Origin of the sequence: Micromonospora sp. C97 (assembly GCF_018070385.1) — a bacterium.
Classification (GTDB): domain Bacteria; phylum Actinomycetota; class Actinomycetes; order Mycobacteriales; family Micromonosporaceae; genus Micromonospora; species Micromonospora parva.
Map to the genome: position 1 here is coordinate 43,520 of NZ_JAGPXU010000003.1, position 21,184 is coordinate 64,703.

A 21,184-nucleotide genomic window follows, 5' to 3' on the forward strand; every position below is an offset into this window, starting at 1 on the left:
CCGTGTCTCGCCGCCGCACCGGTCAGCGCGACCGCGGACCGGTCAGGACGCCCAGCGCCGACGCGACCGGAGCGGTGGCGTAGACGCCCGGGGCATGCTGACCGTCCATCGGCCGGGTGGACCCGCCCGCGCGGTCGGCGACCTCGCGGACCACCTTGACCAGCGCCTCGACATGGTTGTCCATCGCCGCGACCCGCACCAGCGGCGCCGCCACCCGACCGTCCGCCGAGACGGTCACGGCCACCGTGTGCGACGGCGCCGAGGTGGCGGTGATCGCGTCCACGAGAGGGCCGAGCGGAGCGTCGGAGCGGCCCCGCAGCGCCATGCAGCGGTGCGTCCAGCCGCCGCCGCGCAGCCCACGCCAGCTCTCCGCCGGCACCTCGGGCACCAGGTCCAGACCGGCGGCCGAGACGATCGCCGCGCGCAGCTCCTCCCGGCCCAACGGGCGGTGGGCCAGCCCCGCCGAGGTCAGCGCCTTGCCGAGCCGGCCGATCCCGGCGGCCACCGTCCGGTGTACGCCGGTCAGCCCGCCGCCCCGACTCACCGCCTCGACCCGGGCGTCGCGGACGGTGAGCCGCAGCGCCACCCAGACGGTCCGGTGCGCCGCCGGCGGCGCACCGGGTGCCGGATACCAGACCAGCGTGTGCGCGACGACCTGGGCCCGGGAGACCGGGGCGTTGAAGTCCGCGAGCACGCCCAGCGCGCGGTCCACAGCGGACGCGTCGACGGAGCCGACCGCCGCGCCGGTGGCGGACTGCAGGGCGACGGCGGCGAACCAGCCCTGGTCGTCGCGCCCGATGCCGAGCCGGGTGCCACGGTCGGTCAGCTCGATGATGCTCAGCTCGGGGGCGAGCGCCGCCAACCGCGGGTCGCTCGCCGTGCCGTCGGCCAGCGCGGCCGACGCCCGCTCGCCGCGACGCCGCAGCCGACGCCGCAGCAGCAGGTCCTCGAACCACCAGCGGCCACCGCGACGGGCGAAGACCGCCAGGACGACCAGCAGCGCCACCGCGCCCACCGCGGCGAGCAGCCAGCTGGGCCCCGCCGTGGCGGCCCAGACGCCGATCACGCACAACTCCAGCACGACGAGCTGCCCGACCAGCACGGGACCGACCCGTCCACGGCCGGGTCGTTCGGCCGGCGGCGTCAGCCGGGTCGGAACGTCGACAGGGTCCGTGACCGCTCGGGCGGGTGGCGCCTGAACCTGCGTCATCGCTGACTGTCCCTCCTGCACGGTACGACTCTGCGCCGGGTCTCCTCCGGAGCCGGCCACGAGCGGTGGTCCCAAGGAAGCACCGTCGGCCCCTTATCGTAGGGAAGCCCGCGACGGCACCCTGCCCCTGATCGTCGTGGAAACACCCCGCCGGAGGTAAGTCATGCGGACCCGCCGCGATCAGGTGCAGGCGTACCGCTTCGTCACCCGCCGCATCGTCTCCGCCTTGCTGTCGGGCGACCCGGAGACCACCAACCTGCCGATGCGACGGCTCGGCATGGCCGTCTTCGGCAGTGTCCTCGCCGCGGCCATCGTGCTCGGCGGGGTGGGCGCGTACGGCCAGTTGACCGGCGGTGCGGCGCCGCTGGACGACAAGACCCTGGTCATCGAACGGGAGACCGGCGCGACGTACGTGTTCATCGAGGGGAAGCTGCACCCGACGCTCAACTACACGTCGGCGCGCCTCATCGTGAACGACGCGGCCGCCGAGGTGCGGACGATGTCCCAGGCGTCGCTGCGGGACCGGCCCCGGGGCGTGACCGTCGGCATCGTCGGCGCACCGGACGCCCTGCCCGACCGCAAGTCGCTGACCGGGCTGCCGTGGTCGGTCTGTGACGTGCCCGACCCGGTCGACCGGCAGCGCTCCAGCACCCGGCTGGTGATCGACCGGGCGCTGCCCGGCGGCACGCCGCTGGGCGACCGGGGGGTGCTGGTCTCGGTGGACGACCAGCGCTACCTCATCACCAACAACAGGCGGCTCCAGCTGCTCGACCCGGCCCGCACGATGACGGCGCTGCGGATGGCCGGCACCGAGCGACTCCAGATCGGGCAGCAACTGCTCAACGCCGTGCCGGCCGGGCCACCGCTGCGCAGGATGTCGCTGGCCGGTGAGGGCGGGCCCAGCAACCGCACGGTGGCCGGAAAGTCGTACAACGTCGGTTCGGTGTTCAAGGCTGCCGGGCGACACTACGTGCTGACCCGGGACGCGCTCGTGCCGATCAGCGAGATCACCGCGTTGCTCCAGACCAGCGGCAGCGGTCGGATCACCGACATCACGCCGAACGACGCCAGCGAGGCCTTCGAGGAGCAGCGGATCGAGGAGGAGGGGTTGCCGCCGACGGTGCCCGCCCTCTACCCGGCCCAGCCCGGTCAGACGACGGTGTGCGCGACGTATCGCAAGGGCAGCGCGGGTGGTCCGCCGACCACCACCCTGGAGGTGTTCGACCGGGTGCCGGATGAGCTGACCGACAGTGATCCGGGGCTGGTGCCGGTGCGGCAGACCAGGCGCGACGCCGTACGCACCGCCGAGGCGGTGCTGCTGCCCGGCGGCAAGGGTGTCATCGCGCAGGCCTCACCGGGTGCCGGGACCAGCGGCTCCGGTGCCGCCGGTGCGACGATCTACCTGATCAGCCCGCAGGGCATCCGGTATCCGCTCGGCTCGGCGGAGACGCTGGAGGTGCTCGGCTACGGCGGGGTCACCCCGCTGGCGGTGCCCGGTTCCCTGCTCGCGCTGATCCCGACCGGGCCCACCCTGAAGCGCGAGGACGCGTTCGCCGTCTTCGCTCCCGACGGGCCGGCGCCGGCCGCGCCACCGTCGGCCGCACCGAAGTCGGCCTCGCCATCGGCGGCACCGCCCTCGGGCTCGCCGTCAGCCACGCCATCGTCCCGGTCGCCGTCCGCCGGTTCACCGTCGGGCTCGACACCGTCGGCTCCGGCGAGCGGCGCACCGGCGAGCGGCGGGGCCGGCGGCGGGGGGTCGGCGGAATCGACCGACGCCGACGGCTGAGCAGCTTGGACGGGTCGCCCGGAGTCGCACGGGTGGACTAACCTTGATGTCGCTGACGGTTGTCAACCAGAACGACGGGGATGTTGCCATGGCCGGGCGTACGGAAGTCGACCTGTTGTCCCTTGAGGACTTCCACGATCACCTGGCGTCTCGGTTGAGCCAGGCCGAGTCGGTGCTGCGCAAGCTCAACACCGAGATGCAGTGCCGCCCTCCGGCGCTGGGCTCGTTCTTCGACGCCACCGACAAGGCGCGTCGCTACAGCGAGGTCCACCAGTCCTACGTGGAGCAGGCCGAGCGCATCCGACAGGCGGTGCTGGCGGCTCAGCAGGCGACGAGCACGATCCTGAGCAACTACCGCACCGCCGAGGCGCGTAACGCGGCCAACGCCGACGACGTCACCGCCGCGCTGAACCCGGTCGACCGGGCGTTCCAGCCGAAGGAGGACGGGCGTGTCTGAATACACCCAGCGCTACCAGGGCAGCAGCCACCAGCAGCTGTACGACGGTCTGATGGCGGGCAAGCCGGAGCAGGTCGAGGGCGTGGCCGCCCAGTGGGCCGAGCTCAAGGGCATCCTCGACGGCCTCGGCCGGGAGCTGAGCGGCGACCTCGACAAGCTCGCCAACACCTGGACGGGTTCTGCGGGTCGGGAGTTCCACCGGCGCCTCAGCCTGATCGTCGCCCACACCGATGCGTTGGGCGAGGGGATGGCCGGCGTCAAGCAGGGGTTGACCATGATGGCCGACCACCTGCGGGCCGCTCACAAGCAGGCCGAGAGCCCGGAGGAGACCGACGACAACGACAAGGCGATCGGCGGTGCGATCAAGGGTGGCGCGGTCTTCGGTCTTACCGGTCTGATCGTCGGGGGCATCGCCGGCCACCAGCAGGACAAGGCCGAGCAGGAGAAGGCCCACCAGCGGATGGTGAACCTGGTGGCCGATCTGGCCAGCAGTTACGACATCTCCACCTACGACCGGGTGGTCGAGCCGCCTCCGCCGGACCCGGACACGCCGACCACCGCCCGCAAGGATCCGACGACGCCGCAGAGCGTCTCGGCCATCGCCAGGGTGACGAGTGGCCCCAACACCGGCACTCACACCGCGCGCACGGGTGACGCGACCATCTCGACGCCGGACCGCGCCGCCGAACTGCCGGGCCACGGTTCCGGCACTGACGAGGTCGGCGCGGGCACCGGTGGCAGCCCGGCTGTGGGCACCGGCCCGGTCGGCGCCGGCAGCGTCATCCCCAGCGGCGGCACCTCCCTCGCCGGGGCGGACCCGGTGGTCGGCGGCGCGCTGTTGGGCGGGGGTGTCGCCGGGTTGGCGGGCCTGTCCACGCCGGCGGGCGCGCCCGCCGCGACGAGCACCGGCCCCGGCCTGCTGTACGGAGCGTCGGGCGGGGCACCGGCCGGCGGGGTGTTGCGCAGCGGCGCGCTCGCCGGCTCGGGCAACGCGCCCCCCGCGTCGGCTCGGCCGGCCGGTGGTGCCGCGTCCCCGGCGGAGAGTCGCGCCGCCAACGGCGTCGGGCGCAGCATTGACGGTCAGCGCGGCGGGGCCGGCGGCCGGGCGGCTGTGGCCGGCGGCAACGCCCGACCGGGGTCCGGCGGCGGCCGTCCCGGTGTGCTCGGTGGGCACGGTCGGGGGCAGGACGACGACTCCGACGAGCGGCTGACCTGGTTGACCGAGGACGAAATGGTGTGGCAGGGCGACGAGAAGCCCGCTCCCCCGGTGCTCGGCACCGGCAACTGACCACGGTCCGCCACCGGCGGGCCCGCACCACCGGCGACACCACCCGGACCACGCGCGGTGCCCCCGATCGGACCTGATCCGGTCGGGGGCACCGCCGTTTCCGGCTCCGGTCGGCGGCGTCCACAGTGCCCATGGTGGTGGCTGTCACGCCAGCGTTGCCCGTCGCCGTGCTGCGGTTCGCCAGCGCTGGCGATAGGTTGGTCGGGTGTCGTCCGCAGCTGCTGTCCGCCCGGTTCGGTGGGCTGTGCTGCGGTCACTGCGGGAACTGACCCGCCTGGCGGTCACCGCGCTGGTGCTCGCGGTCGGCCTTGGTGCCGCTCTCTCCGCGTCCCCACCGCCCGCCCCCACGCAGCTGCGGCCCAGCGCCGTGAGCAGTCGGGTGACGAGTGTCCGCCCCGACGCCAGCCCGGCCGTCGAACGGGCCAGCCGGCCCGCTGTCGCCCCGCCGGTTGGCACGCGCGACACCACCACTGCCGACACCGCCACGGCGACCGGTCCGGTCGCGGCGCTCCTGGCGTACGTTCCGGCCATCGATCCCGGCCGTGACACTCCCGCGCGACGCGGGCCGCCCGCCCGCTGAGCCAGGCCCGGCGACCCCCGGGGCCCGATCCCGGCTGATCCCGTACGGCACCTGAGTTGGCCGTCGACGGGACGACCCCGCCACCGGGCCGACCGGTGCTGCCGCGCCCTCCTGCCGCCCGTCGATACCCGCCTTCGACCGCGAGGTGCTGATCATGCAAACCGTCCTCTCCGCCGTCCTGCCAGACCTCTCCCGGGCCGCCGTCATCTGGCTGAGCCTGCTCGGGGTGGTCGCTGTCGCCGTCTCCGCGCTGCTGCTGCGGCCGGGCCGGTTCCGCTTCGATCCGGGCGCCCGGATCCGCCGCGCCGCCATGCCGAGCCAACTGGAACAGGCGCAGGAGGAGCGGGAGCAGAGCCGCTACGCGCAGGAGGTCGCGGTGGCCGCGGAACGGGCGAGCACCACGGTGCGGCGTCGCCGGGCGGAGTGGGTGGCCGCGCAGGAGGAGGTCGAGGCGGCCTGGTCGGCGTACGAGGCGGCCGAGGCTGGCGTGCGGCGGCTCGACGCGGCGGCCGCGATGCCGCTGCCGCACACCGCACGGACTCCCGCCGAGTACGCCGACCGCGAACGCTACCTGCACCGGGCGGCCCTGGACGCGTACTGGCGGCGGGAGCTGTCGGTGGAGCAGCTCAGCGACGTCTTCGCGCATCGCGACGGCTGGGACCCGCGACTGCACCCGGTCGAGCAGGAGCTGGTGCTCCAGCGGGCGATCCGGGACAACCTGGCGGCCAGGCACGCCGCGGCCCGCGAGCGGGAGCAGGCCGCGTGGCGGGCGGCGGAGTTGGCGGTGGCCGCGGCTCGGAGTCTGCGCGAGGAGGCGCACGCGGCGACCGGACGGCGGGTCGCCGAGTCGGCGTCGGTGCTGCCGCTGAGCGAGGTTGCCCGACCGTTGGGCGCGCAGACCCGGGAGAACGTGGAGCAGACCCGGGAGAACAAGGTGACCGCCCGCGGCCGCGCGACGGTGCCCGCGTTCTGAGCCCGGCGGGTTCATCTGGGTTAGCGTGACGGCATGTCCCGACAGGCGTGGGTCCTCGTGGTGGTCGCCGGCATCCTGGCGCTGGCCACACTGGTCGGTGCCGTGGTGCTGGCGGTGCGGGTGGTGCGTACCCGGCGGATGCTGACCGGGCTCGGCGCGGGCGGCAAGGTCGCCTTCTACGGGGCGCTGATCTACACGATCTTCCCGGTCGACGTGCTGCCGGACCCGATCTACCTGGATGACATGGGGGTGCTGGCCGCCGCGTTGATCTATCTGACCCGGCTGGTGCACCAGCGGCGGGCGGCTGGTCGCCAGCTGCCCGGTCAGCCGGACGCCCCACCGAACCCAGAGCGGGCCCGCCGCCGCGTGCGATGATCCAGGTCGGTTCGGGGACGGGGGACGGGCATGGCGGGCGATCATCGGTTGGACCTGCACGATGAGCGTGTTGCCGCCTTTTGCGCGGAACGGCACCTCGCGACGCTGACGACAGTGCGTGCGGACGGCACCCCGCACGTCGTACCGGTCGGGGTGACCCTCGACCCGGCGGCCGGGCTGGCCCGGGTGATCACCTCCGGCACCTCCCGCAAGGCCCGCCAGGTGGCGGCGGCCGGCCCGGAGGGCGCGGCGGTGGCAGTGTGCCACGTGGATGGCCGCCGCTGGTTGACCGTCGAGGGTCGCGCCGTGCTGCGGTCGGATCCGGCCGCCGTGGCGGAGGCGGAGCGGCGGTACGCCGAGCGGTACCGGACACCGCGCCCGAATCCGGAGCGGGTGGTCATCGAGATCACCGTGACCAGGCTGTTGGGCAGTCTCTGAGCGGCCGTTCGTCCCCGATGACCGGTTCGGGCCGGCCGGGAGGTTGTGCCGTCCCCGGTGCCCGCAGCCGGCGGAATTCTCGGTGAAGCAGAGCGGTTACGCAGTCGGTACGCCCTGGGCCGAGACCACCGATGGTCGGCCCCTGTGTTGCGCCGAGCGCCATTCCCGGTGCTGCCGCCGTCCGCCTGCCGGAGGCGCCAACCCCCGAACGGAGACTCGACAATGAACCCGATCGTCCAGAAGAGCGGCCTGTCCGTCGCCGGCCTGCTTGTCGCCGGTGGGTGCGCCCTCGGCCCGGCGGTGGCCGCGCAGGCCGCCCCGGCGCCGGCCGCCCCGGCGTCGTCGAGCCAGAACGACAGGCACGCCGAGCGGATCCTCGGCGTCGACTACCAGGCCCAGCCGAACTTCTACTACTGCGGCCCGGCCGCGACCCGGATCGCGCTGTCCGCCCAGGGCAAGGCGCTCTCCCAGGACGAGGTGGCCCGACTGCTCGGCACCACCGAGGCGGGCACCCCCTCGGCCCTGGACACCACCCGGGTGCTGAACGAACTGACCGGCGGCAAGTACCGGACCACCGAGATCCGTGATTCGGTGGCCCGCCCGGACCAGGTCGAGCAGTTGCGCCGGGACGTGCTGGCCGCCGTGGACGCCGGCCGGCCGGTGGTGGCGAACATCAAGGGCACGACAGTCGACACCGACGGCAACCCGCACTCGTACGAGGGCGGCCACTACCTGACCCTGGTCGGCTACCGCGACGGCGGTGACACCATCCGGGTCGCCGACCCGGCCGACCCGGCGGTGGGCGAGTACTGGATGAGCCTGCCCAAGGTCGCCAACTGGATCGCCGAGCGCGGCTACTCCTCCTGACCGTGACGGTTCACCGGGCCGGCCTCTCCCGTGCGGGGAGGCCGGCCCGGTTCTCGTTACGGCTCCGCGCGGCGAGGTGTGCGCGCCGACGGGCCCGGGCGGCCCGCGTCGGTCGGGTCCGGTGCAGCTCTCGCCGAACCGGCGGGTGGATCTCCGCCTCGCCGGCACCGGCCGCCCGGCGCACGATCCGGTTCGCGTCCACGGGTTCGCAACCGGCGGCCCGGAGCAGATCGCTCGCGGCGGTACGCAGTCCGGTGACGAGGGATTCGCCGAACGAGTGGACCCCGCTCTCCGAGGCCCGCCCGGCCAACTCGGCGCACTGCTCGACCAACTGGCGGGTGCACCGGGGGTCGTCACCGACCCTGCACTCCGTACGCATCACCACCACCGCCTGGCCCAACCGACGCATCGCCTCCGGCAGCTCCGCCGGGATCGGCTCGTCGTACTGCAGCGCGGTGGTCGACCAGCGGGCCATGGCACGGCTGTCCAGCAACAGCCGCTCCAGGTGAGCGGCGCTGCGGGCGTACCGGTGGTACTGCTGCCGGCGGTGCCAACGGACCGGAGCGATGGTGACCACCTCCTCGGCGCCGCTGAGCGCGTCGTGCAGCCGGCCCAGGTCGTCATCGGTGCCGCGCAGCCGCTCCAGGACGCCCAGGGTCCGGGCACCGTCGCGGTCGCGCAGCGCCTGCGCCAGCTCGGCGAGTTGTTCGCAGACGATCGTGAAGATCGGCGCCGCGGCCCGGTCCAGCACCCGCATCGGGTTGACCGGCAACAACAGGGCGACCACCACCAGGCCGACCGCCCCGCCGACGAGCGCGTCGAAGATCCGGGGCAGCTCCAGGCCACGTTCCATCGGTGCCAGCGTGGCGATCAGCACCGCGGTACCACCGGCCTGACCGACCAGCGGGCCACCCTTCCCGGCCACCAGCAACGCGGCGGCGATGGCCAGCGCGACGACCACGCCGGTCTGCCACGGCCCCGAGCCGAGCAGGAATCGCAGCGTGTCGCCGATGATGATGCCCAGGGCCACGCCGGCCAACAGCTCGAAGGTGCGCCGGGCCCGCTGCCCGATGGCGGTGGCGATCGTACCGACGGCGGCGGCGGGAGCGAAGACGTGCGATCCCTGGCCGAGCAGGCTGTCGGCGAGGAGGGCGGCGATCGCCGCGGCCAACCCGGACTGGACGGAGATCACCAGGGTGATCTCCCACTGCCGGGCTCGGATCTTGCCGGCCTGCCCACCACGGTGCCGAACCCGCCGAACCGTCCGCTCGGCGGTCTCGTCGAGCCGCGACCGTCGGAGGTCGGCGGGTGGGCGGTCGTCGGCCATGGCGGCGGTTACCCCGGCAACGGCGGGGCAATCTCGGCGGCTGGGCAAGCCGTCTCCCGGCGAGCCCCAACGACACCCCCGAACACATCGTCAACCATTGGTTTGCGCAGCCCCGTGGGGGTACCAGAGCCACACACCTCCCACCGATCCGCAACCGGTAAGGGGCCGTCACATGACCAATCCACCGACCGCCGACGACCACGACGCCGTCGACATCCTGGTCTCCGACCACCGGGAGATCGAGGCAGTCCTCGTCGAGTTGGCGACCCGGCAGGGCACCCCCGAGCACCGCCGGCACCTCGTCGACGTGGTGATCGCCGAACTCGTCCGCCACTCGGTGGCCGAGGAGGCGTACGTGTATCCGATCGCCCGCAAGGTACTGCCCGACGGCAACGAGATCGCCGACCGCGAGATCGCGGAGCACGCCGACGCCGAACGAACCATGAAGGAGTTGGAGTCCACCGACGCGTCCGCCCCCCGCTTCGACGAGCTGCTCACCCAGTTGACCGCCATCGTGCGCGGTCACGTGGCGGAGGAGGAGAAGGAGCTCTTTCCGCGGCTGCGCGCGGCGACCGCCCGGGAGGAGCTGGTCGAGGCGGCGGCCAAGGTGACGGCGATCAAGGAGATCGGGCCGACCCGGCCACATCCGGGAAGCCCGGACCATCCGCCGGCGAACAAGCTGATCGCACCCGGCATCGGCCTGGTCGACCGGCTACGCGACGCGTTGAGCGGCCGGCCCACCTCGATGGACGAGCTACACCACAAGCGACAGCGCTGACCCGCGCACCGGGTGGACCGGGCGCTCCCGGGTCGCCGACGCGGCCCGGGAGCAGCGCGGGTCAGCGGACCTGGTCACCCTCACCGGTACGCGCCTGGGCCTGGTCCACGCCCTTGTCGATCTGGTCGTCGTACTTGCCGCCGGTGCGCTTGTCGGCCATCTCGCCGGCCTTCTCCGCGCCCTGGTCGACCTGCTTGTCGTGCTTGTCCGCGAAGTCCTTGGCCTTGTCCATGAAGTCACCCACGGCGTTCCTCCTCAGTCCGGTCCGTCCCCTTCGCGTTCCCTCGACCCGACAGCGCAAACGCCGCCGTCGCGGGGGCGATTGGCGAACACCCACCCGCGTCACCCCGGCCGGCGTACGATCCGCGCGGGCGCCGGCCGGTCATTCGGGTGTCGCGGCACGACCGACCGGGTACCGACCTCGTCGAGATCGAGGAGGACCGACATGGCCGCAGAGGAACCCGGAGCGACAGGCGGCCCCGGGCCGCGCCAGACCTGGACGGCGTTGCCGTGGCTGGTCCGAACCGCGGTGTTGTGGAGCGCCTGCCTGGTGGTGGTCGCCGCCGGGCTCTATCTGCTGGGCAAGATCGCCGTCCTGTTGGCGCCGCTGGCCATCGCGCTGGCCGCCACCATCTTCCTCACCGCGCTGCTCGATCCGGTCCTGCTGCTGCTGCGCCGGTTGCGGCTGCCGGCGGCGCTCGCCGCGCTCTGCACGGTCCTGCTGCTGCTCGGCATCCTGGTCGGCGTCGGCGCACTGGTGTGGAACCTGACCGCCAGCCAGTTCGACCAGCTCAGCCAGGAGTTGACGCAGGGGGTGGATCGCAGCCGCGACTTCGTGACGTCCACGCTACCGGTCAGCGAGGCACAGCTGGACCGGTTGGTGGACCAGGCCCGGCAGGGGCTCAGTGGCAGTTCTCCGGACCCGGTGGCCGGCGCCCGGACCGTCACCGAGGTGTTCGGCTCCGCGCTGCTGGCGCTGGTGCTGCTCTTCTTCCTGCTCAAGGATGGCCGGTCGATGTGGCACTGGGTGCTGTCGCGGGTGTCCGGCCCGAACCAGCCGGTGCTGGCCGAGGCCGGCCGGGCCGGTTGGCAGACGTTGGGCGCGTACAGCCGGGGCACCATGTTCATCGCCGCTGTCGACGCGCTGGGCATCGGGTTGGCTCTCGTGGTGCTCCAGGTGCCCCTCGCCCTGCCGCTGGCGTTGATCACGTTCCTCGGCGGGTTCGTGCCGATCATCGGGGCGACGGTGGCGGGCGCGGTGGCGGTGCTGGTGGCGCTGGCCGCGAACGGTCCCACCACCGCCCTGCTCACCCTCGCGGCGGTGATCGCCGTCCAGCAGATCGAGGGCAACCTGCTGGAACCACTGGTCATGAAACGGCAGGTCCGGCTGCATCCGGCGGTGATCCTGGTGGCGGTCACCGCGGGCACGCTGATCGCGGGGATCGCTGGCGCCTTCGTCAGCGTCCCGATCACCGCAGTCCTCTGGAGGGTCATCGACACCGTCCAACAGCGCCGCTCGGCCTCGGCCCTGCTACCCACGCAGTGATCATCGGCTGAGGTGCATGGTGAACCAGGCGGCGGCCTGGTCGGCGACCTGCTCAAGGGTGCCCGGCTCCTCGAAGAGATGGGTGGCGCCGGGGATCACCCGCAGCTCGCCGGCCTCCCCCAGCTCGGCCAGCGCCTGCTCGTTGAGCGCGATCACCTCTTCGTCCAGCCCGCCCACCAACAGCAACGTCGGGGTACGCACCTGGGCCAGCGCGTCCCCGGCCAGATCCGGTCGACCACCCCGGCTGACCACGGCAGCCACCCGATCGGCGCGCGACGCCGCCGCGACCAGGGCAGCGGCAGCACCCGTACTGGCCCCGAACAGGCCGATTGGCACGTCGCCGGCCGGACGCCCGGTGGCGAGCCAGTCGACGATCCCGGCCAGCCGGCTGGCCAACAGCCCGATGTCGAAGCGCAGTTCGGCGGTTCGCGTGTCCACCTCGTCCTCGACCGGGGTGAGCAGATCCACCAGCACGGTGGCGAGCCCACTGTCGTTCAGCGTCCGGGCCACCGACACGTTGCGCGGGCTGTGCCGGGAACTGCCACTGCCGTGCGCGAACAGCACCACGCCGACCGGCTGGGCGGGCAGCGTCAGGTCGGCGGGGAGCTGGGCCTCCCCGATCGGCACCATCACCGTGCTGCGCTGCTCGTCCATGCCTCACCTCCGGGTGCTCACCGGTGCTGCGCGTACCCGGCCCGGCGCGCGCCACGCACGCCGGGGCGGTGTCACCGCCGGGCCGTGGGCGCGCCGCCAGGCCGCGTTTGCCCGCTGGGGCGTCGGGTACGCGACGAGCGACCGCAGACCGTGTCGGCGCCACCGCGCCCCGACGGATCGCGAGGATCGCCATGGCCAAGCAGCAGATCTCCCGGCAGCAGCAGCTGACCGAGCAGGCCCAGCGGGAACAGGACGCCGAGCGTAACCAGGACTTCGGGGACCAGGATTTCGGCGACCAGGCCGCGTCGGCCCGGCTGCCCGACGACCCGAAGGCGGCGGCGCCCAGGGACGCGATCGGCCGTCCGTCGACCGGCGAGCCGGTCTGATCGACCAGTGCGGGGTGGGGCGGGAACACTCCCGCCCCACCCGTCACTGTTCGCGCTCGGGCAGCCGCAGCAGCGGCGAGCGGCCCGGTGGCTGCTCGGGCGCGGGGCCGGACGGATCGGCCGGCGGCACCGGCACGGTCACCGGCTCGTCGCAGGTCACCCGCAATAGCTGGTCGTGGTGGCGCAGCTCCACCACGTCGTCCGGGCCGCCGTGGCGCAGCGAGTACGTCGTCTGGTGCGGTCGGACGTCCACCCGCAACGCCAGCCCGCGCCACTGCAGCGAGAACTCCAACCGGCTGAGCCGGCTGGAGAGCCGGGGGGCGAAGGACAGCCCGCCGTCGTGGTCCCGCAGACCACCGAACCCGCTGACCAGGGCGAGCCACGCACCGGCCAGCGACGCCATGTGTACGCCGTCGCGGGTGTTCTCGTTGAGGTCGTGCAGGTCCATCAGCGCTGCCTCACGCAGGTAGGTGTGCGCGAGTTCGGGGTGGCCCACCTCGGCGGCGAGCACCGACTGGGTGCAGGCCGACAACGACGAGTCGCGTACGGTGCGGCGCTCGTAGTAGAGGAAGTTGCGCACCTTCTCCTCGGGGGTGAAGGCGTCCCCCCGCCAGTGCATGGCGAGCACCAGGTCGGCCTGCTTGACCACCTGCTTGCGGTACAGCTCGAAGTACGGGTAGTGCAGCAGCAGCGGGTACTTCTCCGCCGGGGTGTGGGTGAAGTCCCACTCCTGGAGCCGGGTGAAGCCCTCGACCTGCTGGTGCACGTCGAGTTCGTCGTCGTACGGGACGTGCATGGAGGTGGCGGCGTCCCGCCAGCTCGCGGCCTCCTCGTCGGTGACCCCGAGGTGGAACGCCTCGTCCCGGTAGCGCATCACCACGTCGGCGGCGGCGAGCAGGTTCCGCTGCGCCATCAGGTTGGTGTAGACGTTGTCGTTCTTCACAGCGGTGTACTCGTCCGGGCCGGTGACACCGTCGATGTGGAACCGCCCGTGGCGGTCGTGGTGGCCGATCGAGCGCCACAGCCGGGCGGTCTCCACCAGCAGCTCCAGCCCGATCTCCCGTTCCATCTGGGTGTCCCCGGTGACCATCACGTAGCGGCGCACCGCGTCGGCGATGTCGGCGGCGATGTGGAAGGCGGCGGTGCCGGCCGGCCAGTAACCGGATGATTCCGGGCCCTCGATGGTCCGCCAGGGGAAGGCGGCGCCCCGCAGGTTGAGCGTCTCGGCCCGTTCCCGCGCCGAATCCAGCGTGCTGTGCCGCCACTGCAACGCGCTGCGTACCGCGCTCGGCTGGGTGTACGTGAGCACCGGCAGGACGAACATCTCGGTGTCCCAGAAGGCGTGGCCGTCGTAACCGGGGCCGGTCAGCCCCTTCGCCGAGATCGGCCGCTGCTCGGCGCGCGCGCCGGCCTGCAACACGTGGAAGAGACCGAACCGGACCGCCTGCTGCACCTCCGGGTCGCCCTCGACCAGCACGTCGGAGGCGTCCCAGAACGCGTCGAGATAGTTGCGCTGCTCCCGGTGGAGCCCGTCCCACCCGTCCAGCCGGGCGCCGGCCAGTGCCGCGCCGACCTGGTCGCGCAGCGCCGGCAGGGACCGGCGACTCGACCAGCTGTACGTCAGGTACTTGATCACCCGCAGCTTCTCGCCGGGCTTGAGCACGCAGGCGATCGTGGTGCGCACCCAGTCCTGGTAGCCCTCTGACTCGATGGTGGTGTGGTCCGGGCCGTGCACCTCGTGCTCCATGGCGGCGGCGACCCGGAGACCGGAGACCTTGGTGCGGTGGATCAGCTGCCCGCCGTCGGGGGTGGTCAACTCCTCCTCGGCCAGCAGCGGCGACTCCAGCACCGCCGCGACCCGGGGGTCCTTGCTCTGCGCGGGCAGCGACTCGTTTGCCACCAACTCGGATTGCACGATCAGCCGCAGCGGGCCGTCGACGGCCTCCACCTCGTAGCTGATGGCGGCCACGGACCGCTGGGTGAACGAGACGAGGCGGGTGCTGCGCACCTTGACCTCACGGCCGGCGGGCGAGCGCCAGTGCAGTTCCCGGTGCAGCGTCCCGGCTCGCATGTCGAGGATCCGCTCGTGGGCGAGCAGCTCGCCGTAGCGCACGTCGAGCGGTTCGTCGTCGACGAGCAGCCGGATCAGTTTGCCGTTGGTGACGTTGACGATGGTCTGCCCGGACTCGGGGAAGCCGTAGCCCGCCTCGGCGTACGGCAGCGGGCGCAGCTCGTAGAACGAGTTGAGGTAGGTGCCGGGCAGGCCGTGCGGCTCGCCCTCGTCGAGGTTGCCCCGCAGGCCGACGTGCCCGTTGGAGAGCGCGAAGACCGACTCCGACTGGGCCAGCACGTCCATGTCCAGCCGGGTCTCCCGGACGTGCCACGGCTCGACCGGATAGGCGCGCTCACGAATCATGCGGAGCCCCGTTCGGTGGCGGTGGGGGTGGGCGTCGGTGGGTCGGCGACGTCGAGCAGGTCGGCGAGGTCCGTCACGACGATGTCGGCGCCGTGGGCGAGCAGCTCGTCAGCCTGCCCGACCCGGTCGACGCCGATCACGTAACCGAAGCCACCGGCGCGGCCGGCGGCCACCCCGGAGAGCGCGTCCTCGAAGACGGCGGCCTGTGTCGGGTCGACGCCGAGCAGCCTGGCCCCGGCGAGGAAGGTGTCGGGGTGTGGTTTGCCGCGCAGTCCCTGGGCGCGGGCGACCAGCCCGTCGACCCGGGCCTCCAGCAGTGACTCGAATCCGGCGGCGGCGACCACCTCGGCCCCGTTCGCGCTCGCGGTGACCACGGCGCGGTGCAGCCCGGCGGCGGTCGCCGCCTTCAGGTAGCGCACCGAGCCCGGGTAGACCTCGACGCCGGCGCTGCGCAGACGGTGCAGCAGCAGGACGTTCTTGCGGTTGCCCAGGCCGTTGACGGTTTCCGCCTCAGGCGGGTCGTCCGGGTCGCCTTCGGGCAGCACGATCCCCCGGGAGGCGAGGAACGACCGGACGCCGTCGGCCCGGGGCCGGCCGTCGACGTAGCGGTTGTAGTCCGGGCCGGGATCGAACGGTTGGAACGGCGTGCCGGAGGCCGCGGCGCGCTGGCGGAGAAACTCGTCGAAGGTCTGCGTCCAGGCGGCGTTGTGTACGCGGGCGGTCTGCGTCAGCACACCGTCCAGATCGAAGAGACAGGCGGTCACGTGAGCAGGTAGGCCCAGCACGGTACGAATCTATCCACCCTGCTGGACCCGCAAACCCATTTTCCGCCGCCCCGAGGCGGTTCAGTTCGGTCGCAGCGTCCAGATCACTGTCATCACCGCGGTTGGCTTTCCGCTCTCGGTGGCGATCTCCACGGCGACCGGGAATTCCGGACGCTGCCCGGCCTCCAGCTCCTCGATCACCTCGGCGGCCGGCCGGCCGAGTCGCGCGGTGGCCAGCACCGGCCCCATCGCGAGTTTCCGGTAGGCGATGTCGGCCCGGACGGCCAACGGCACGGCCCGGTCGAGCAGCTGCCCGAAGGCGGCCAGCACGACCGCGCCGGAGGCCGTCTCGCCAAGAGTGAACATGGCGCCGGCGTGTGGCCCGCCGATGTGGTTGTGGGTGGCCGGCGAGTCGGGCAGCCGGACGACCGCCCGGACGCCACCCTCCGCCTCGGGTGCCACCTCGACGAACTCAAGTCCGAGCGTACGAGCGAACGGCACCGCTTCCAGAATGCCGGCCGCCACCTGGCGGGAGTCGATAGTCATGACCCGACGTTACTCACCGGTAACCAGGCCGGCAACCAGCGGAGATCCGCCGACCGGGCACCCTCAGAGGTTGGCGATGGTGCGCAGGATCTCCGCGTAGAAGTTTCCGTCGATGCTGCGGAAGAAGGCAAAGTCCTGACCCGGGTCACCGAAGAACGGCCGCAGCGTCCAGGCCAGTTGGGTGCCGACGAAACCGAAGAGCAGGATCCAGATGTAGAGCAGGGTCATGCTCGCCGGCCGCTGCGTCGGCTCGCCGCGTCGGATCGGAGCGTTGTCCCACGGGCGCTGCGGCGGGTAGCCGGGCGGGAACGAGGCACCGGCCGGCTGCCCGGTCCACTGCGCCGGAACCTGCGCCGGAGCTGGCGCGGTGGTCACCGCGCCGTTCGACGTCGACTCGGCCACCGCCGCCCCGGCCGGCACGGCCACCGCAGTGGCACTCTGACCGGCGGGCGGAGTGCCGACCGGCGTCGCCCCGGCGGGCACCGCGGCCGGCACGGCCTGGACCGGCGCCGGGGCGGTGACCTGCTCGGTGGCCTTGGCGGTAGGAGCCTCCGGCGCGAGCAGGCCGTGGTCGTTGAGCACCTGCATGCCGCTGGTCAGGAAGCGCAACCCGACCAGCGCCGACAGGGTCAGGATCGCCACGTTGAGCAGCTTGAAGAACCCGTAGTCGTTGGCGGTGATCAGGAAGAACAGACTGATCGGCGCGAACGCCACAGCGAGCATCGAGGTGACGGTGATCGCCACCATCACCAGTGCCAACGACTGCCGCACCGAGAGCCGGGCGCCGAAGACCAGGTTGAACAGGTAGAGCGTGGGCAGGCAGATGGCCAGCGTGACCAGGAACAGCAGTGGCAGCTTCAACGCCGAGGTCAGCGCCATCAGCGGGCTGTGGAAGAAGCCCAACACCGCCCCGTAACAGGCCAACGCGATGGCGGAGCTGGTCAGCATCCGCCCGGTCAGGCCGTTGAGGTCACGCTCGGCCACGATCTGCTGCCAGATGCCCTCGCGATCGCGCAGGATGCGCTCGATCACGAGCGGGCTGGGACGGTCACCCGACACGGGGACCCCTCTCGATGCTCTTGCACTGTGGACTGGGTGGGCAGACGGTAGGGCACCGGGTGGCCGGTCCGCCACCCCGCTCCGGCGCGTCGTCAGCGCCACCCCACGTCGATCCGGTCGCCACGCTCGTCGAAGAAGTGCAGCGCGTCCATCCGCACCGAGACGGCGAGCGGGTGACCGGCACTGACCGCCGGGTACGGCGCCAGCCGCACCGCCAACTCCGCCGGCCGTCGGTGGTGCCGGCCCGGATCGGGGAGCACGCTGGTCTGGACGCCACCTGTCGCGGGCTCCTGCGCCTCCACCGGCTTGCCGGTGAGCCGCTGCATCACCGAGCCGAACCGGCGCAGGCCGCGCTGGCCGACCGGCGGCGGATCGAGCGGGGTGCCCATCTCGTCCACCATGATCGCGGTCGCGCCGATGTCGAGGAACGCCAACGACTCGTGCCCGTGGTGTTCCAGGTAACGGATCCGCCCGCGCAGCACGTCACCGGGGCTGTCCGGGGCGACCGGGGTGAGCGCCTCGGCACGCATGCCGACCACGATCCGCTCACCGTGGTAGTGCGCCACCGCCCGACTGCGGATGTCGTTCCAGGGCAGGTAGAGCGACTGGTCGCCGAGGTTGAGCGTGACGTACCGGTCGAGGTGGACGTAGACCGACGCCTCCAGCAGGTTCATCCGTGGGCTGCCCAGGAACGCCGCCACGTACAGTGTCGCCGGCCGGCCGTACACCTGGGTCGGGGTGCCCACGTCCTGGAGCACGCCGCGGCGCATGATGGCCACCCGGTCGGCCATGGTGAGCGCCTCGGCCTGGTCGTGCGTGACGTAGACGGTGGTGACGCCCAGCTCACGGGTCAGGCCCGAGATCTCCGCGCGCAGCTCGGCACGAAGACCACTGTCCAGGTTCGACAGCGGCTCGTCCATCAGGAACAGGCCGGGCCGGCGGACGATCGCCCGACCCATCGCCACCCGCTGCCGTTGCCCGCCGGAGAGCTGACCCGGCTTGCGGGCCAGCACGTCACCGATGCCCAGCGCGCTCGCCACGTCGCTGACCCGCTCACCCCTCGGCTCGGGCTCGATCCCGGCCAGCCGCAGCGGGAACGCGATGTTGTCGCCAACTGTCATGTGGGGGTAGAGGGCGAAGTCCTGGAAGACCATGGCGATCTTGCGGTCCCGTGGGGGGAGGTCGTTGGCCAACTCGCCGTCGAGCATCACCGCACCGGTGGTGGGTTCCTCCAACCCGGCGATCATTCGCAGCACCGTCGACTTGCCGCACCCGGATGGCCCGAGCAGCACCATGAACTCACCGTCGTTGACATCGAGATTGATGCTGTCGACGGCAACAGTGCCATCCCGGAAAACCTTGGTCACATCCTTGAGCGTGACGGTGCTCACCGTCTTCCCCCCCAGCGCGTCGGCCGAACCCTCCAAGACTGTGACCAGGATCATGGCGTTAGCACATCGGGTAAACGTCTTATGTTCGATCGATGTCGCTGCTATTACACGACAGACGGCCGATCAGCAGTGCGTGGACCTCTCGCCGGGCTCCCCGAGGAACACCTGGCGCACCACCCGCTCCGCCGCCCGCCCGTCGTCCATTGTGCAGAACCGGGCCCGGAACTGCTCACGCGCCTTCGCTGCCGAGTCCGAGCGCACCGCATCGGTGCGGAACACATCGAGAAGGTCGGCGAAAGTGGCGGCCACCGCGCCCGGCGGCTCGGCGGTGACGTCGAAGTAGACACCCCGGGCCAGCCGGTACGCCTCCCAGTCCGGGGTGTAGAGCACGATCGGCCGGTCCAGCACCGCGTAGTCGAACATGGCCGACGAGTAGTCGGTGACCAGCACGTCCGCCACCAGGTAGAGATCCTCCACCCGCTGGTGGCCGCTGACGTCCCGCACCCGCTCCCAGTCCTTCGGCCTACCCGGACGTCGATCCCGGTCGTGGAAGTAGTGGCTGCGCATCAGCAACCGGCCCGAGTCCCCCAACGCCTGCACGAAGCGGTCCGGGTCGAACGGTGGCCGGTAGCCGGGCAGGTGCTCGCGGTGCGTCGGGGCGTACAGGACGACCTGCTCGTCGGGGTCGAGACCGAACTCTTCGCGGAGTCGGCGCACCTCGTCCGGACCGGCCGTGACCAGGCGGTCGTTGCGCGGGTACCCCACCTCCAGGGTCGTGTACGTGGCCGGATACGCCCGGTCCCACATCTGGGTGGAGAAGCTGTTGGCGCTGATGCTGTAATCCCAGCGGTCCACCCGGCGCAGCAGCCCGGCGAAGTCCATCCGGCCCGCGCCGATCGGGTAGCGCTGCTGATCCAACCCCATCACCTTGACCGGCGTGCCGTGGTGGGTTTGCACGTGCACCTGTTCCGGTCGCTTGCGGACGAAGTCCGGGAAGTTGACGTTGTTGACCAGCCACCGGGCGCGGGCGAGCACCCGGTAGTACGCCGGCGTGCCGGCCACCACGTACTCCACCCCGGCCGGCACGGCGTCCACCCGGTCCCGGCGCACGATCCACACCCCGCGCACCCCCGGCGCCAACCGGCGGGCGACCTCGTAGATGGCCGCCGGGTTACAGGAGTAACCCCGGTACCAGTACGCGGCGTACACCGCGAGCGTCGGGTCGATGGGACGTCGCAACTCAGCCCGGTAGTACTCGCGCAGCAGCCCGTCGCGGGTCAGCCGGGCACCGCGCCGGGCGACCGGGCCGACAGTGCGCCGAGCGGTGCGGGCCCGCCGGCGGGCGGCGTCCCGGGCCCGGCTGGCCGCCCGCAACGCGCTGAAGGTACGCCACCGGCCGGTGGCGACGAGCTTGTGTTTGATCCCCTCGACCCCGTCGGGCACCGGATAGCCGCCGGGCGGCAGCCAACGCTCGTAGTCGGCGGTGATCTGCGCGAAGAAGGCCTCCCGCAGCTCCGGCGCGATCCGCTGACCGTTGCCGAGCACCGTCAGGTAGTGCCAGATCATCCGTTCGAAGACCGCCGGCCGCAGCGCCTCCGTCGCCGACCCCCACGAATCCATCAGATGGAAGACCCGGTGCCACTGCGGGAAGACCTCGAAGTGCCGGTCACCCCGGGTCCGGGTGATCGCGCCCGCGCGGCGTTGGCGGTAGTTGACACAGACCCGGTCCAGTACGCCGATCCGCCGCGCCGCCATCAGCACCGGGTAGCTGAACGAGACGTCCTCGTACCAGCCGGGCGCGAAGCGCAGCCCCAGGTCGACCAGGAACTCCCGACGGACCAGCCGGTTCCACGCGGTGTGCAGCAGGTGCATCGCCTGCGGCCGGTCCCGCAACCGGAAGGTGCCCGAGCCCGGTGACTCCGGAAACACCTCCGCCATCGCGCTGCGGGTGGCGGTGTTGTTCCAGTGGGTGCGGACGTGATCGACGAGCAGGACGTCCGGGCGGGTGACCCGCAACCGTTCGGCGACGTCGGTCAGACACTCCGGCGCCAGCCAGTCGTCGCCGTCGAGGAACCACACGTACTCGCCGACGGCCCGGTCCAGCCCGATGTTCCGGGCCGGACCGAGGCCGACGTTCTCCGGCAACCGGACCGAGCGGACCCGCTGGTCGCGGGCCGCGTACTCGTCGATGATGTCGCCGCTGGCGTCCGGCGAACAGTCGTCGACGGCGATCACCTCGATGTCGGTCTCCGGCTGACCGAGGATGGAGTCCAAGCATTCCCGCAGGTATCCCTGCACCCGGAAGGCCGGCACCACGAAGCTGATCAGGGTCATCCGGCCGTC

21 protein-coding genes are annotated in these 21,184 nt (G+C 72.3%); 11 read left to right on the plus strand and 10 right to left on the minus strand.

Annotated features, from left to right (window positions below):
* Positions 1-22: 22 nt before the first annotated feature.
* Complete coding sequence (locus KBX26_RS06535; RefSeq protein WP_210864953.1) at positions 23-1,210, minus strand: type VII secretion protein EccE; 1,188 nt, start codon at positions 1,208-1,210, stop codon at positions 23-25.
* A gap of 163 nt (positions 1,211-1,373) precedes the next feature.
* On the opposite strand from KBX26_RS06535, the gene eccB reads away from it, so the two are divergent.
* From eccB to KBX26_RS06575, 8 genes are all read left to right on the plus strand, one after another.
* Positions 1,374-2,996, plus strand: coding sequence for a type VII secretion protein EccB (gene eccB, locus KBX26_RS06540; protein WP_210864954.1), 1,623 nt, complete (start codon positions 1,374-1,376; stop codon positions 2,994-2,996).
* Between the two features lie 46 nt (positions 2,997-3,042).
* The gene (locus tag KBX26_RS06545) at positions 3,043-3,453 is read left to right on the plus strand and encodes a hypothetical protein (RefSeq protein WP_245233545.1); all 411 of its coding nucleotides are present in this window, start codon (positions 3,043-3,045) and stop codon (positions 3,451-3,453) included.
* Positions 3,446-4,741 carry a WXG100 family type VII secretion target gene (locus tag KBX26_RS06550; RefSeq protein ID WP_210864955.1) on the plus strand — a complete coding sequence of 432 codons (1,296 nt, stop codon included), beginning with the start codon at positions 3,446-3,448 and terminating at the stop codon, positions 4,739-4,741. Before KBX26_RS06545 ends, KBX26_RS06550 begins: the two co-directional genes overlap by 8 nt.
* 205 nt (positions 4,742-4,946) lie before the next feature.
* Positions 4,947-5,321, plus strand: a complete 375-nt coding sequence (locus KBX26_RS06555; protein WP_210864956.1) for a hypothetical protein — start codon at positions 4,947-4,949, stop codon at positions 5,319-5,321.
* A gap of 154 nt (positions 5,322-5,475) precedes the next feature.
* Positions 5,476-6,294 carry a hypothetical protein gene (locus KBX26_RS06560; RefSeq protein WP_030329570.1) on the plus strand — a complete coding sequence of 273 codons (819 nt, stop codon included), beginning with the start codon at positions 5,476-5,478 and terminating at the stop codon, positions 6,292-6,294.
* A gap of 33 nt (positions 6,295-6,327) precedes the next feature.
* The gene (locus tag KBX26_RS06565; protein ID WP_030329572.1) at positions 6,328-6,669 is read left to right on the plus strand and encodes a YkvA family protein; all 342 of its coding nucleotides are present in this window, start codon (positions 6,328-6,330) and stop codon (positions 6,667-6,669) included.
* 30 nt (positions 6,670-6,699) lie between these two features.
* Entirely contained in the window at positions 6,700-7,107 is a 408-nt protein-coding gene (locus KBX26_RS06570) for a pyridoxamine 5'-phosphate oxidase family protein (RefSeq protein ID WP_030329574.1), read from the plus strand.
* Positions 7,108-7,329: 222 nt separating this feature from the next.
* Complete coding sequence (locus KBX26_RS06575) at positions 7,330-7,974, plus strand: C39 family peptidase (protein ID WP_030329576.1); 645 nt, start codon at positions 7,330-7,332, stop codon at positions 7,972-7,974.
* 10 nt (positions 7,975-7,984) lie between these two features.
* Here KBX26_RS06575 and KBX26_RS06580 read toward each other — a convergent pair whose 3' ends face one another.
* On the minus strand, positions 7,985-9,301 hold the full coding sequence (locus KBX26_RS06580) for an FUSC family protein (RefSeq protein WP_030329578.1): 1,317 nt from the start codon (positions 9,299-9,301) through the stop codon (positions 7,985-7,987).
* Positions 9,302-9,473: 172 nt separating this feature from the next.
* Between KBX26_RS06580 and KBX26_RS06585 the strand changes: the two genes are divergently transcribed.
* Positions 9,474-10,079, plus strand: a complete 606-nt coding sequence (locus KBX26_RS06585; protein WP_030329580.1) for a hemerythrin domain-containing protein — start codon at positions 9,474-9,476, stop codon at positions 10,077-10,079.
* 61 nt (positions 10,080-10,140) lie between these two features.
* On the opposite strand, the gene KBX26_RS06590 is transcribed toward KBX26_RS06585, so the two are convergent.
* Complete coding sequence (locus tag KBX26_RS06590) at positions 10,141-10,311, minus strand: antitoxin (RefSeq protein ID WP_247675748.1); 171 nt, start codon at positions 10,309-10,311, stop codon at positions 10,141-10,143.
* A 213-nt stretch (positions 10,312-10,524) separates the two neighbouring features.
* Here KBX26_RS06590 and KBX26_RS06595 point away from each other — a divergent pair, with 213 nt between their 5' ends.
* Entirely contained in the window at positions 10,525-11,625 is a 1,101-nt protein-coding gene (locus KBX26_RS06595; RefSeq protein WP_051708223.1) for an AI-2E family transporter, read from the plus strand.
* Here KBX26_RS06595 and KBX26_RS06600 read toward each other — a convergent pair whose 3' ends face one another.
* Positions 11,626-12,279 (minus strand): dienelactone hydrolase family protein, encoded by a 654-nt coding sequence (locus KBX26_RS06600; RefSeq protein ID WP_210864957.1) that lies wholly within the window; start codon positions 12,277-12,279, stop codon positions 11,626-11,628. It lies immediately after the preceding gene.
* Positions 12,280-12,470: 191 nt separating this feature from the next.
* On the opposite strand from KBX26_RS06600, the gene KBX26_RS06605 reads away from it, so the two are divergent.
* On the plus strand, positions 12,471-12,665 hold the full coding sequence (locus KBX26_RS06605) for a hypothetical protein (RefSeq protein ID WP_030329585.1): 195 nt from the start codon (positions 12,471-12,473) through the stop codon (positions 12,663-12,665).
* 43 nt (positions 12,666-12,708) lie between these two features.
* Here KBX26_RS06605 and KBX26_RS06610 read toward each other — a convergent pair whose 3' ends face one another.
* From KBX26_RS06610 to KBX26_RS06635, 6 genes are all read right to left on the minus strand, one after another.
* A complete protein-coding gene (locus KBX26_RS06610; RefSeq protein WP_030329587.1) occupies positions 12,709-15,081 on the minus strand; it encodes a glycoside hydrolase family 65 protein in 2,373 nt (790 codons plus the stop codon).
* Positions 15,078-15,866, minus strand: coding sequence for an HAD family phosphatase (locus tag KBX26_RS06615; RefSeq protein WP_030329589.1), 789 nt, complete (start codon positions 15,864-15,866; stop codon positions 15,078-15,080). The genes KBX26_RS06610 and KBX26_RS06615 overlap by 4 nt, the downstream gene beginning before the upstream one ends.
* Before the next feature lie 60 nt (positions 15,867-15,926).
* Positions 15,927-16,391 carry a DUF4442 domain-containing protein gene (locus KBX26_RS06620; RefSeq protein ID WP_030329591.1) on the minus strand — a complete coding sequence of 155 codons (465 nt, stop codon included), beginning with the start codon at positions 16,389-16,391 and terminating at the stop codon, positions 15,927-15,929.
* A gap of 63 nt (positions 16,392-16,454) precedes the next feature.
* The gene (locus tag KBX26_RS06625) at positions 16,455-17,450 is read right to left on the minus strand and encodes a hypothetical protein (protein ID WP_210864958.1); all 996 of its coding nucleotides are present in this window, start codon (positions 17,448-17,450) and stop codon (positions 16,455-16,457) included.
* Positions 17,451-17,542: 92 nt separating this feature from the next.
* Positions 17,543-18,841, minus strand: a complete 1,299-nt coding sequence (locus KBX26_RS06630) for an ABC transporter ATP-binding protein (protein ID WP_030329594.1) — start codon at positions 18,839-18,841, stop codon at positions 17,543-17,545.
* Positions 18,842-18,964: 123 nt separating this feature from the next.
* Positions 18,965-21,175 (minus strand): bifunctional glycosyltransferase family 2 protein/CDP-glycerol:glycerophosphate glycerophosphotransferase, encoded by a 2,211-nt coding sequence (locus KBX26_RS06635; RefSeq protein ID WP_210864959.1) that lies wholly within the window; start codon positions 21,173-21,175, stop codon positions 18,965-18,967.
* Between the last annotated feature and the right edge of the window lie 9 nt (positions 21,176-21,184).